Origin of the sequence: Sporosarcina sp. OR05, from assembly GCF_041414805.1 — a bacterium.
Taxonomy (GTDB): Bacteria; Bacillota; Bacilli; order Bacillales_A; family Planococcaceae; genus Sporosarcina; species Sporosarcina saromensis.
The window spans coordinates 703,217-715,169 of record NZ_JANKJL010000001.1 but is presented as its reverse complement, the minus strand read 5'-3'; the positions used below and the strand labels follow the sequence as shown (position 1 = coordinate 715,169).

Below are 11,953 nucleotides of genomic sequence, written 5' to 3'. Positions count from 1 at the left end.
TCTACTTTTTATTGTTCACATACTATGCTTCTATACATAATGGGCATTTTCCGTAAATCTCGAATTTATGCCCTTCAACTGAATAACCAGGTAGATTGACAGAGATCTCTTCCATCGGACAATGTGGAATACTTCTCGTTTTTCCACAATCCGTACAAATGAAGTGATGATGATGGACACCGTGATCGCATTGCATACGAAAGTGCCGCTCGCCGTTCAATTCCGTCTCCTCCAAAATGCCAAGTTCCGCAAAAGTCGTCAAGTTTCGATAAATCGTGTCATAACTAATTCCAGGATTATCGATTGCCATAAAATTCCGAACTTCCATCGCTGTCAAATAGCGATCTTTATCCGCAAAAAATTCTAAGATCGTTTCCCGATTTTTCGTTCGTTTAAATTGGTTTGCTTGTAAAATTCTCCATGCCTCATCAAGTGTCATACAAATTCCCCTCTCACTTTCCGAGTTGGCTTCTTCCCTTTGAATTTATTCCAACCCAGCACTAGTAATAATAGCACAATGGAGGTGACTACAATCGTTCCTCCTGGTGCAATGTCCAGATGATAGGCTGCAAAAAGGCCGATTAAAACAGATAACTCTCCAATCACGATGGAATACAACATAGCCCCTTTGAAACTTTTCGCTAATTGAATCGCTGCGGCAACTGGCAATGTCATTAGTGAAGAAACAAGTAAAATCCCGACTATTCTCATTGAAGCGCCAATGACAAGCGCCACAATTATCATAAACACCGTTTGAATCACTTTTCCATTCACGCCCGAGACACGCGCATACTCCTTATCAAAAGATAATGCAAACAATTCTTTGTAAAAGATTGAAATAAAAGCGATTACGACAACTGCAATAATTAGAACGATCCCTAAATCTTGTCGACTCACTGCCGAAACGGATCCAAATAAATAACCGACTAAATCAGAGCCGAACCCTTTAGCCAGTGAAATAAAGATTGCGCCGAACCCAATGCCCGCTGAAAGGATAATCGGAATTGCAAGTTCTTCAAAGTTTTTATAAGCCCCTCTTAACCTTTCGATTAACAAAGAGCCTCCTACCGCTGTAGCCATTCCTAAATAAATTGGATTCAATGGAGCAAAGAACAGCACCGTCTGACTTAAATAAAGGCTACCTGCAATACCCGCCAGCGCAACATGACTTAATGCATCCGCAATGAGCGCAAGTCTTCTGACGACGATGAACAAGCCTAAAAGTGGTGCAATCACCCCAATAATTAGCCCAGACAAGAAAGCATTTTGCAAAAACTCATAGGATAATATAGCTGAAAGCATCGTCAAGCCTCCTTCTTCGACGAATGAACACGACGAACTGGATGCCCATACCAATTTGAAATTTCTCGGTTATCCATCTGCTGATAAGCCGCTTGAGGACCATGAAAATGAATTGTTCGATTGAGGCATGCAACATGGGAAGCAAGCTCTGTCACTAAGTCAATTTCATGTGTCACGAGTAGGATTGCAATACCGTGTTCACGGTTTAAGTCATTGAGCATAGAATAGAACGAAGCAACATTTTTTTGATCGATACCAACAGTTGGTTCATCCATAATGAGTAATTCAGGATTGCCGACTAATGCACGTGCGATGAAAACTCGCTGCTGCTGCCCACCGGACAATTCGCCGATATTTGATGCAGCGTAGGCATCCATCTTAACAATTTTCAAGGCTTCCAATGCCTGCTTTTCGTCTGCCTTCGTGAAGTTTTTAAACAAACCTACTTTACGCGTAAGGCCACTCTTGACGACTTCAAGTACTGTCGCTGGAAAACCAGCATTAAAAGAATTGGATTTTTGGGAGACATAACCAATCTTTTCACGCTGTCTAAAAGAAGCGGCATCTTCCCCATACAGTGTTACACGCCCTTGATCCGGTTGTAATAACCCTAAAATGATTTTGATTAAGGTAGATTTTCCCGAACCATTTGGACCGATGAGCGCCCAAAACTCCCCTTCGTTCACTTTCAAGGAAATAGAATCGAGAACTGTAGATTGTTCATAGGTAAAACTAATATTTGAGCATTCAATAATTGTGTTGGTCATGCGATAACCCTCTCTATCTTACTCCTCATTTAACGCAATTCGCTCGAATCACGTAACAGCTTGCTAGTAAACAGGAACGATTACTATTACTTGTAAAAGTATAAACGAAGTTTCTTATGTATACAAATATTTGAGAAGGAATGATGGATGTTGGACTATTTGCAATTTGTAAATGAAATTAAAATGAAAAGTGATGCAGAGGCAAAACAGTTAGCAGATCGATATGGTATTGATTTATCGATCAGAGAAATACAAGCTTTACGGCCATTGCTAGACGAAATTTCTTTTCATTGGTTGTTTACTGGCGTTCCGGAGAGCTTCATCTCAAAAGTGAAGGCTGCTGTCGGAGATAAAAAAGGCGAGGAATTGTTCAGGCAATATTTAGACAGGATTTGAACTACTAGTCGAATGTAAATTGGATTGACACCTCACGGAACGAGTGAGGTGTCAATCCATAAACATTAAACGAGTAGAAGTTCCCGTAATTCCGGTTGGAACTTTTTCGCTTTGAGCATAGCGATTTCCTGTTCATATGGAGCACGTTTGTTTTTTGCATCCGTACCGACAAATGGTGTTTCCAGGATCTTCGGTATGTGCTTGAAATCTGGATGATGGACAATATACGATAACGGTTCAAAACCGATATACCCATGTCCTATATTTTCATGTCGGTCTTTCATGGCACCACGTTCATTTTTACTGTCGTTGACATGGATGACCGAAATACGATCTTTACCAACTATCTCATCAAATTGTGCAAGTACACCTTCGAAGTCATTGACAATATCATAGCCAGCATCATGGACGTGGCACGTGTCAAAACAGACAGACAAGCGTTCGTTATGCGTTACACCATCGATAATTTTTGCAATCTCATCGAAGCTTCTACCACATTCGCTGCCCTTACCTGCCATCGTCTCCAAAGCAATTCGAACGTTTGCATCTTCCGACAGCACTTCGTTTAACCCTTCGATAATTTTAACAATACCTGCATCAGCACCCGCTCCGACATGTGCACCTGGGTGAAGGACGATTTGATCTGCGCCAAGTGCAGCTGTTCGTCTAATTTCTTCTTGTAAGAAATCCACACCCAATCGGAAAGTTTCGGGTTTCGTCGTATTGCCAATATTGATAATGTAAGGAGCATGCACGACGATATTGGCCATGCCATTTTCCTGCATATGACGCAAGCCTGCATCAATATTCAGTTCATCAATTGGTTTTCTTCTTGTATTTTGCGGAGCACCCGTATAAATCATAAATGTGGATGCCCCATAACCGAGTGCCTCTTCACTTGAACCAAGCAACATTTTTTTGCCACTCATTGAAACATGTGATCCTAACAGTAGCGGTTGATCATTTCCCATTTTTCCGTTTCAATCTCCTTTCCCTCTTCTTAAATTTCTCCATCTCTTTTGTCATTTTCTTTTTATAGCCCGGCTTTACTTTGTCAGGTTTACGTACATAAGATGCAGCTTTACGGTCCAATTCGTCTGTTTCTTTGACACGCTTTTTACGAGCATTGCGTTCTTTCACTTCAAACCACTCGCCGTTTTTGACATCTTCATGCACAAACGGTATGCCGAGTTTTTCAATTTGAACGATTTTATCATCCTCGGATGGCTCATAAAGTGTGATGGCATTGCCTTCCAATCCTGCACGTGCAGTACGCCCTACGCGGTGAATGAAAAATTCCAAGTCATCGGGTAATTCGTAGTTAATGACATGGCTGACGCCCGGGATATCGATTCCACGAGCAGCAAGGTCAGTCGCCACAATAAATTGATAGTCGAGATCACGGACTTGTTTCATCATCCGTGTCCGTTCACGAGGTGATAAATCACCGTGAATTCTACCTGCCTTAATGCCTTGATCGGCCAAATAATCGGCAAGTTGATCAGCGTTTTGTTTTGTGTTCGTAAATATAATCGCCAAATAGGGATTAATCGACTGAACGATATGCAACAGTTTCTTTTTTCGATCCATACTTCTCACGGGAACGAGTGAGTAGTGCATTCCTTCTGTTAAAGGTTTTTTATCGCCTATTTGTACATGCACTGGGCTTTCCATATATTTTGAGAGGAAAGGTTTTAGTTTTTCTGGAATCGTCGCAGAAAACACATACATTTCTAAATCAGTCGGCATTTTCGAAGCAAATTGATCGATATCTTCGATGAATCCCATGTCAAAAGCTAGGTCTGCTTCATCGATGACAAGAATGGAAGCCGTATGAATCGCTAATGCTTTATTTTCAGCCATATCACGGATACGTCCTGGTGTACCGACAATAATATGCGGATTTGACTTTAACTTATCCATTGCACGTTGCTTATCCGTGCCACCAATCAAAAGCGAACTTTTAATAGCAGTCTTAGCAATCATCTTATTCAATTCCTCAAATAACTGCATTGCCAGTTCTCTTGTAGGTGCAGTGATAACCGCCTGTAATTCATCTTTCTGTTCATCCAGCCGTTCTACGATTGGTATGAGAAAACTGTGAGATTTTCCTGTTCCGGTATGGGCTTGTCCAATTGCATTCGTGCCTTTTAGGATCAATGGAATCATTTCTTTTTGTATCGGTGTAGGGGATGTGAAACCTAATTGTTCAATTGCTTCACGTAAAAACGGTTTAAATTGATAATCTGTAAATTTAGACATTGTATGCCTCCTAACGTTTTCTTATTGTATCATGATTCCGTTCCGTCGTATGCGATTTTGGCATAGTATATATTGTGAAAGATCACAATGACGAATAGAAAGGGGTTACCTATGAGATACGAATCTTTTTATCCATTTGCTTCAAATCAGTCTCCTCCCGTTGCGATGAGGCAAACCATTCCGTACGGACCACAGCCTATCCAAAATTACGACATGCCGCAAAGACAATTCTATGGGGCTCCAACTGGAAACCAGTTTGGCCCGCCTTCACAAAATGCCGGTCAAAAGAATACAAACAAAATGGAAATGTACATGCAAACGGCCAATCAGTTCTTAAACACTGCCCAACAATTCGCACCTCTCGTCCAACAAATGGCGCCAATGGTTCAAAACTTGCCGGCAATGTGGCGATTGTACAAAGGCTTCCAGTCATTACCGAACGCAGGCGCTACACCAGCTAGTGGGACGCCAAGCAGTGCATCAGCGGCAGGATCTGCATTAAGTAATCTGGCAGGCGGTTCGGGCCCTCGCATTTTTCAGCCACCTAATTAATAACTTTGAATCAGTTCCTCAACTCCGCTATAATGGAGACAGATCCCTGTTGAGGAGTGTGGAATAAATGAAAGTAATGAAGATTTCCCCGCGCGGCTATTGTTACGGGGTTGTCGATGCAATGGTCATTGCAAGAAATGCGGCACTCGACAAAACGTTGCCGAGACCTATTTATATACTAGGCATGATTGTTCATAATAAACATGTAACAGACGCTTTTGAAGAAGATGGAATCATTACACTCGATGGTCCAAACCGATTAGAAATTCTTGAAAAAGTGGAGACAGGTACTGTTATTTTCACGGCACATGGCGTCTCACCTGAAGTCCGTGAACTCGCTCGGCGAAAAGGACTCGTTTCTATCGATGCGACGTGCCCTGACGTAACGGTTACACATGATCTGATTAGAGAAAAAACCGCAGAAGGTTATCATATCATTTATATCGGAAAAAAACTCCATCCTGAACCTGAAGGCGCGATTGGTGTTGCACCACACGCAGTCCATCTCATTGAGACGATGGAAGACGTTGAGCAACTAAATCTCCACAATGAGAAACTCCTCGTTACGAATCAAACAACGATGAGTCAATGGGATGTTGAGCACATCATGGATGCGTTAAAAGAGAAATTCCCACACATTGAAGTGCACAAAGAGATCTGTCTCGCCACGCAAGTTCGACAAGAAGCCGTTGCTGAACAAGCAGGAGCATCAGATCTGCTCATCGTAGTTGGCGATCCGAAGAGTAATAACTCGAACCGGTTAACACAAGTTTCTGTTGAAATTGCGAATACACCATCCTATCGAATTTCGGATGTCTCCGAGATTGATATTGCCTGGTTAGAAGGAGTAGAAACTGTTTCTGTCACTGCTGGGGCTTCTACACCGACACTCATCGTGCGTGAAGTGATTAATTTCCTTGAACAATTTGACCCGGCAGATCCAGCGACACATATTCCAGAAAGAAAATTCACTTTGAATCGGATTTTACCAAAAATCAAAAATCCTGAACCTGTCAAACGAATTGAACCTTATGTATCAAATGAATGATACAGAAGAGCTGTCCCTACGGTGAAATACCGACGGGACAGCTCGTTTTTATGATTACGTAACAACGTCATGTCATTCCATATCGTTCCAATGAAACGAGTTCATCAGTTTAGAAAGATTTACTGAAGGAATGTAAAAGGTTCAGTATCGATGGCTGATTGGATGAACGTAACGTCAAATTCTTTATCAGTGCATTCCTTTTGCATTCTCTTTGCGACACCTTCAATCATTACTTTTTCTACGTGGTGGCCTGGATCGATAATTCCTAAGTCCATTAATTCGGCATCTTGTGCGCTGTGAAAATCGATATCACCCGATACGAAAACATCCGCGCCTTTCCTTTTAGCAGCTCGAATATATTTACTTCCACTGCCCCCTAATACGGCCACTTTCCTCACTTGTTTGTCTGGATCACCAACAAGCCGGATCGCTGGAACATCTAGTACACTTTTCACATAGCTCCCGAACTCTTTAAGGCTCATTGTTTCCTCCAATACACCGACCCTGCCTAAACCTAGTTGCTCTGTTCGTTGATCGAGCACGAAGAAGTCGTAGGCAGGTTCTTCGTAAGGATGTGCAGCTAGCATTGCTTGTAATACTTTGTTTCTTATTGGTCCAGGAAGTATGACTTCAATTCGTTCTTCCGGAACACTTTCACTTTTACCAACTTTCCCAATGAATGGATCTGCACCGGTGATCGGTGTAAATCGACCTATACCTGTCGAACTGAAGCTGCAACCAGCATAATCTCCTAATGCGCCCGCACCGGCATTCCCCAACGCTTCCCGCAAATCATCCGCATAATCCGCTGGACAAAAAACGGCTAATTTGTACAAGGGATCTGATACGGTCGGCTTCATCACCTCTAACTGGCGTAATTGGAGCTTATGCGCCAACAAATCATTGACCCCACCAGGTGCAACATCCAAATTTGTATGTGCTGCATAAACAGATAGATCGTTTTTTATACATTTTTCGATTAATCGACCTTGGGGTGTGTCTGTCCAAATATGCTTTAGCGGCTGAAAAATTGGTGGATGGTGTGCAATGATAAGATTTGCCCCTTGTTCGATCGCTTCATCAACGACTGCTTCATTGACATCTAACGTTACTAATACTTTCTGAACAGTTCTGTTTAACTGTCCAATATGTAAACCAACAGGATCCCAGTCTTCTGCATACCGTTTTGGCGACCATTGCTCAAAGAGAGAAATGATTTCATGCCCATTCACTTTTTTCATCGTGACAGTACACTCCTCACCAAGTCAATTTTAGTTTGTAGTTCGCGCTTTTTCATTAAAATGTTGGAGCTTTCTCCAGCTTGTTGTAATTCTTGAACGATTCGTTGCCACTCCACTAGTTCCCGTTCCCATTTTTCCAAAAAGACAGATGATCTTTTTTTCGCTAGAAATGGCCCTACAAGCATTTCTGCCTCATTATAGGAAGCCTCACCTCGTTCAAGGACAAGCACTTCATAGATTTTATGATCTTCCTTAATAATTTCCTCATCAACAAGCTGCCAGTTGTTTTTTATTGCCCATTGACGAATCGCCAACGCATGAATATTTGGTTGTGCAATAATTCGGGAGACCGTTTGCAATTGGGAAGAGCCTTCCTCTAAAATCGAAGCGATTAAAGGACCACCCATACCAGCAATCGTCACTGTGTCAACAGCGTCCGCCTCTTGAATTACATGCAAACCATTTGCTAGACGAACGGTAATTGCATTGTCCAAACCGTTTTTCTTCACATTTTTCACAGCGGATTCATAGGGACCTTTTACAACTTCACCCGCTATTGCTTTATTGATTTTGCAGGCATTCACCAAAAAACATGGCAAATATGCGTGATCGCTTCCAATATCTGCGACAATCGCTCCCGATTCGACGAATGATGCAACTACCATCAATCGATTTGATAACTTTTCGGAATTCAAATGATCCCCACCTTTCCAATGCTCTTATTGTAAGGCATATAGCTGTGTAATGCCAGAAATGAAAAAGCTAGCGGGACTGAATGGAATTCCAGTCCTGCTAGCTCTTACATAGGCTTATTTAAGTGTTAGGATATACTCAGCCAATTGGTCGATTTGCTCGTCCGAGATTTTATCTCCAAACGCCGGCATACTACCTTCACCGTTTTTAATGATTGCATGAATGTCTTCTTTGGAATCTGACAGTCCGACTAGGCTAGGACCAAAACCACCAGCTAAATCGTTACCGTGACAGCTGATACATTGTCCTTGTACGAAGGTTTCAGGATCAAAATCTTCAGAAGCTGCTGCATCATCGTTCGTTTCTTCAGTTTTGCCTTCTTCATCTGCTCCAGCGATCTCTTCTTTCTGCTCGATACCATAAAGGGACATGAAGAAAATTAGGCCCAATCCTAGTGCGAAAATTAGGATATAAGGTACAACAGGATTGTTTTTCATCGAATTACCCTCCTTTTTCAGGATTTATTCTGTAAAAGTATACAGTGCACATCTAACATTGTACTGTATAGTGAGAAAAACTGAAAGAGTTATCACTGTACATTTAATTGTTTGTGACAATTTGGACAAACTTTTTCCTTAACAACCAATTTGTCGAGCAATTACCATACGTTGCACTTCTGACGTTCCTTCACCAATCTCTAATAATTTGGCGTCACGCATATAGCGTTCCACTTCATATTCCTTCATATACCCATAGCCACCATGTATTTGAATGGCTTCGTCTGCGACTTCCATTGCAATTTCGGAAGCATACAGCTTACACATCGCTGCTTCTTTCGTGAATGGGCGGCCTTGATCTTTTAACCAAGCCGCTTTATAGACCATATTTCGAGCCAATTCGATTTTCATCGCCATATCTGCAAGTTTAAATTGCGTCACTTGGAATTCCGACAACGTCTTTCCAAATTGTTTCCGTTCCTTCGAGTAGCGGAGCGCACGTTCATAAGCAGCTTGAGCAATTCCTACAGCCATAGCGCCTATTCCAATCCTGCCGCCATCTAATGTAACGAGGAATTGTCTAAATCCATGACCCCGTGTACCTAATAAGTTCTTTTTCGGTACACGTACATTGTCTAACACTAATTCAGTTGTATTGGATGCATTCAAGCCCATTTTTTCATAGTTATCAATAACCGTGAAACCTTCTGCATCCGTCGGTACAATAATGGCACTGATTTCTTTTTTACCGTTGGTGTTGTCAGTGATCGCAGTAATTGCTAAATGTTTGGCGTAACTCGCGTTTGTAATATAGACTTTTGAGCCATTAATGACGAAATCATCGCCATCTTCTTTAGCAGTCGTCTGTGTCCCCCCCGCATCAGACCCAGCATTCGGTTCAGTCAATCCAAAAGCTCCAAATGATTCACCTTTACAAATTGGCGCCAAGTACTCCTGTTTCTGTTCTTCCGTGCCAAACAAGTGAAGAGGCGCACCACCTAAAGATATATGCGCAGAATACGTAATGCCAGTTGAAGCACAGGCTCTACTCAATTCTTCTGTGACAATTGCGAAACTTGTTGTATCCGCACCGCCTCCCCCATATTTTTCAGGAAACGGAAGTCCCATCATCCCCATTTTAGACAACTCTTTAAAAATATCGACAGGAAAATGTTTCGTTTTATCCCGTTCGATGGCCCCCGGAGCAACTACTTCGTCTGAAAACTCCCTCATCATCTTTTTAATCATGAGCTGTTCATCTGTCAAATCGAAATTCATCGTACAGACCCCCTATTTGTTAACGCTTACATTTCTATTATACCGAAAATTGCAAGTGATTCACAATCATTCTTTCGAACGACCGGAACACTTGCCTATTTACAGTAGTTTCATAACATAAAATCCGACAATGAATGCTAATCCAACAGTGCCCGAAAGTGTAAAATAGACTAATCTAAAAAATTTTCCTGCTAGAAGCCAAAGCACACAATTTAAACTTAACAAAATGATTAACAAGACGTTTTGCCCCTCAAAAAACAATAACCAAATTTTCACCGAAACGCCTAATACCAATAAAGCGGATAATATGTATACAATTGATCGATTGATAGATTGATGTTGAAATAGCCTCTTTGCCACCATAAGCAATACAATCGTCGATAAAATGGCTACGCTTATCGTAACGAGTGGAATCGTATTTAGAAAGAACAAGCTTGCACCTATGAGACTTACAAAAAAAACAATCCCTAGCAAACTTGCCGTCTCACTCTTTTTTTCTTTCACGAGAATCGCATCATTGACATCGACTACTTGTTCTTCCCCTTGTGTATACAACGTAAGCAAAAAGTCACAATAGTGTTCAGGTAATAACTTGTTTTGTTTCCAATAATGGATTTCAGCCATGATGATCTTTTTCCGTTGAGCATTCATGTTTTCACTCGCTCCTACTCATGATAACTGCACGAATAATGAAGAAAACATCGGCATAGTCAGTATGCCGATGCCCAGTTTTACTCTAAGAAATCTTTTAGACGTTTGCTTCTTGAAGGATGTCTTAACTTACGAAGTGCTTTTGCTTCAATTTGACGAATTCGTTCACGTGTGACACCAAACACTTTACCTACTTCTTCAAGTGTTCTTGTTCTACCATCATCTAAACCGAAACGAAGACGTAACACATTTTCCTCACGGTCTGTCAATGTATCTAATACATCTTCAAGCTGCTCTTTTAACAATTCATATGCAGCGTGGTCCGATGGGGATTGCGCTTCGGAGTCTTCAATGAAGTCTCCTAGATGAGAATCATCCTCTTCCCCAATTGGTGTTTCAAGTGAAACAGGTTCTTGAGCAATTTTCAAGATTTCACGGACCTTTTCAGCAGTCAAGTCCATCTCTTCTCCGATTTCTTCTGGAGAAGGTTCACGACCTAGGTCTTGTAACAATTGACGTTGAACACGAATCAGTTTATTGATGGTCTCCACCATATGCACAGGGATACGGATTGTACGGGCTTGGTCCGCAATCGCTCGCGTAATGGCTTGACGAATCCACCAAGTCGCATACGTACTGAATTTAAAGCCTTTCGTATGATCGAACTTTTCGACCGCCTTAATAAGCCCCATATTTCCTTCTTGAATTAAATCCAAGAAGAGCATGCCACGACCAACATATCTTTTCGCAATGCTGACGACAAGACGAAGGTTCGCTTCAGCAAGACGTTTTTTTGCGTGCTCCCCTTTATCAACAATTTCCAGTAATTCCGGATCAGGAGTTTGCATTTCTGCAAGTTTCTCTTCAGCGGCTACGCCATCTTTAATAGCAATCGCCAACTTCACTTCTTGATCACCTGTCAACAAGTCGACACGTCCGATTTCTTTCAAATACATCCGGACAGGGTCATTAATTTTCACACCTGGGGGAACACTTAAATCATTCAAATCAAATTGCTCTTCATCTTTACCTGCTTCTTCGTCTTCTTTTCTTTCCATTTCGATGCCGGCTGCTTCAAGTTGATCCAAAAATTCCTCAAAATGATCCGGTTCCATTTCAAATACGGAAAGCTTTTCCGCCACTTCGTCCTGTGATAATTCTCCCGCTTTTTTACCCGCTTCCAATAAACTTGCTTTCACTTCTTCTAATGTCATCTCGTTCTCCATCTCTCCAGCTTGCTCATTTTTAGTCATAATACCCGTTCCT

14 protein-coding genes are annotated in these 11,953 nt (G+C 41.7%); 3 read left to right on the top strand and 11 right to left on the bottom strand.

Features of this window, described 5'->3' with window-relative positions:
- Nucleotides 1-22: 22 nt before the first annotated feature.
- From NRI27_RS03370 to NRI27_RS03360, 3 genes are read right to left on the bottom strand one after another with little or no spacing between them, the layout of a single operon-like run.
- Nucleotides 23-439: a Fur family transcriptional regulator gene (locus tag NRI27_RS03370; protein WP_371389529.1), complete on the bottom strand. Its 417-nt coding sequence runs from the start codon at nucleotides 437-439 to the stop codon at nucleotides 23-25.
- The gene (locus tag NRI27_RS03365) at nucleotides 436-1,302 is read right to left on the bottom strand and encodes a metal ABC transporter permease (protein WP_317942161.1); all 867 of its coding nucleotides are present in this window, start codon (nucleotides 1,300-1,302) and stop codon (nucleotides 436-438) included. Before NRI27_RS03365 ends, NRI27_RS03370 begins: the two co-directional genes overlap by 4 nt.
- Before the next feature lie 2 nt (nucleotides 1,303-1,304).
- Nucleotides 1,305-2,069 (bottom strand): metal ABC transporter ATP-binding protein, encoded by a 765-nt coding sequence (locus tag NRI27_RS03360; protein WP_317942162.1) that lies wholly within the window; start codon nucleotides 2,067-2,069, stop codon nucleotides 1,305-1,307.
- Nucleotides 2,070-2,216: 147 nt separating this feature from the next.
- Here NRI27_RS03360 and NRI27_RS03355 point away from each other — a divergent pair, with 147 nt between their 5' ends.
- A complete protein-coding gene (locus tag NRI27_RS03355) occupies nucleotides 2,217-2,465 on the top strand; it encodes a hypothetical protein (protein ID WP_371389528.1) in 249 nt (82 codons plus the stop codon).
- 65 nt (nucleotides 2,466-2,530) lie between these two features.
- On the opposite strand, the gene NRI27_RS03350 is transcribed toward NRI27_RS03355, so the two are convergent.
- Both NRI27_RS03350 and NRI27_RS03345 read right to left on the bottom strand, forming a co-directional pair.
- The gene (locus NRI27_RS03350; RefSeq protein ID WP_371389527.1) at nucleotides 2,531-3,436 is read right to left on the bottom strand and encodes a deoxyribonuclease IV; all 906 of its coding nucleotides are present in this window, start codon (nucleotides 3,434-3,436) and stop codon (nucleotides 2,531-2,533) included.
- Nucleotides 3,426-4,727, bottom strand: a complete 1,302-nt coding sequence (locus NRI27_RS03345) for a DEAD/DEAH box helicase (protein ID WP_371389526.1) — start codon at nucleotides 4,725-4,727, stop codon at nucleotides 3,426-3,428. Before NRI27_RS03345 ends, NRI27_RS03350 begins: the two co-directional genes overlap by 11 nt.
- A gap of 111 nt (nucleotides 4,728-4,838) precedes the next feature.
- Here NRI27_RS03345 and vrrA point away from each other — a divergent pair, with 111 nt between their 5' ends.
- Nucleotides 4,839-5,279: a VrrA/YqfQ family protein gene (vrrA, locus tag NRI27_RS03340; RefSeq protein ID WP_317942166.1), complete on the top strand. Its 441-nt coding sequence runs from the start codon at nucleotides 4,839-4,841 to the stop codon at nucleotides 5,277-5,279.
- Between the two features lie 67 nt (nucleotides 5,280-5,346).
- On the top strand, nucleotides 5,347-6,327 hold the full coding sequence (locus NRI27_RS03335) for a 4-hydroxy-3-methylbut-2-enyl diphosphate reductase (RefSeq protein WP_371389525.1): 981 nt from the start codon (nucleotides 5,347-5,349) through the stop codon (nucleotides 6,325-6,327).
- Nucleotides 6,328-6,446: 119 nt separating this feature from the next.
- On the opposite strand, the gene NRI27_RS03330 is transcribed toward NRI27_RS03335, so the two are convergent.
- From NRI27_RS03330 to rpoD, 6 genes are all read right to left on the bottom strand, one after another.
- Nucleotides 6,447-7,568 (bottom strand): Nif3-like dinuclear metal center hexameric protein, encoded by a 1,122-nt coding sequence (locus NRI27_RS03330; protein ID WP_371389524.1) that lies wholly within the window; start codon nucleotides 7,566-7,568, stop codon nucleotides 6,447-6,449.
- Nucleotides 7,565-8,263, bottom strand: coding sequence for a tRNA (adenine(22)-N(1))-methyltransferase (locus tag NRI27_RS03325; RefSeq protein ID WP_371389523.1), 699 nt, complete (start codon nucleotides 8,261-8,263; stop codon nucleotides 7,565-7,567). Before NRI27_RS03325 ends, NRI27_RS03330 begins: the two co-directional genes overlap by 4 nt.
- Before the next feature lie 114 nt (nucleotides 8,264-8,377).
- Entirely contained in the window at nucleotides 8,378-8,758 is a 381-nt protein-coding gene (cccA, locus tag NRI27_RS03320; RefSeq protein WP_371389522.1) for a cytochrome c550, read from the bottom strand.
- A 138-nt stretch (nucleotides 8,759-8,896) separates the two neighbouring features.
- Nucleotides 8,897-10,036: an acyl-CoA dehydrogenase family protein gene (locus tag NRI27_RS03315; protein WP_371389521.1), complete on the bottom strand. Its 1,140-nt coding sequence runs from the start codon at nucleotides 10,034-10,036 to the stop codon at nucleotides 8,897-8,899.
- Between the two features lie 99 nt (nucleotides 10,037-10,135).
- Nucleotides 10,136-10,687: a hypothetical protein gene (locus NRI27_RS03310; RefSeq protein WP_317942172.1), complete on the bottom strand. Its 552-nt coding sequence runs from the start codon at nucleotides 10,685-10,687 to the stop codon at nucleotides 10,136-10,138.
- An 80-nt stretch (nucleotides 10,688-10,767) separates the two neighbouring features.
- Nucleotides 10,768-11,940 carry an RNA polymerase sigma factor RpoD gene (rpoD, locus tag NRI27_RS03305; protein ID WP_371389520.1) on the bottom strand — a complete coding sequence of 391 codons (1,173 nt, stop codon included), beginning with the start codon at nucleotides 11,938-11,940 and terminating at the stop codon, nucleotides 10,768-10,770.
- Between the last annotated feature and the right edge of the window lie 13 nt (nucleotides 11,941-11,953).

Coding starts and splice junctions, on each gene's coding strand:
- NRI27_RS03310 (WP_317942172.1), bottom strand. CDS start 10,687: ATGAATGCTCAACGGAAAAAGATCATCATGGCTGAAATCCATTATTGG.
- cccA (WP_371389522.1), bottom strand. CDS start 8,758: ATGAAAAACAATCCTGTTGTACCTTATATCCTAATTTTCGCACTAGGA.
- NRI27_RS03335 (WP_371389525.1), top strand. CDS start 5,347: ATGAAAGTAATGAAGATTTCCCCGCGCGGCTATTGTTACGGGGTTGTC.
- NRI27_RS03330 (WP_371389524.1), bottom strand. CDS start 7,568: ATGAAAAAAGTGAATGGGCATGAAATCATTTCTCTCTTTGAGCAATGG.
- NRI27_RS03370 (WP_371389529.1), bottom strand. CDS start 439: ATGACACTTGATGAGGCATGGAGAATTTTACAAGCAAACCAATTTAAA.
- rpoD (WP_371389520.1), bottom strand. CDS start 11,940: ATGACTAAAAATGAGCAAGCTGGAGAGATGGAGAACGAGATGACATTA.
- NRI27_RS03315 (WP_371389521.1), bottom strand. CDS start 10,036: ATGAATTTCGATTTGACAGATGAACAGCTCATGATTAAAAAGATGATG.
- NRI27_RS03360 (WP_317942162.1), bottom strand. CDS start 2,069: ATGACCAACACAATTATTGAATGCTCAAATATTAGTTTTACCTATGAA.
- NRI27_RS03350 (WP_371389527.1), bottom strand. CDS start 3,436: ATGGGAAATGATCAACCGCTACTGTTAGGATCACATGTTTCAATGAGT.
- NRI27_RS03365 (WP_317942161.1), bottom strand. CDS start 1,302: ATGCTTTCAGCTATATTATCCTATGAGTTTTTGCAAAATGCTTTCTTG.
- NRI27_RS03345 (WP_371389526.1), bottom strand. CDS start 4,727: ATGTCTAAATTTACAGATTATCAATTTAAACCGTTTTTACGTGAAGCA.
- NRI27_RS03355 (WP_371389528.1), top strand. CDS start 2,217: ATGTTGGACTATTTGCAATTTGTAAATGAAATTAAAATGAAAAGTGAT.
- vrrA (WP_317942166.1), top strand. CDS start 4,839: ATGAGATACGAATCTTTTTATCCATTTGCTTCAAATCAGTCTCCTCCC.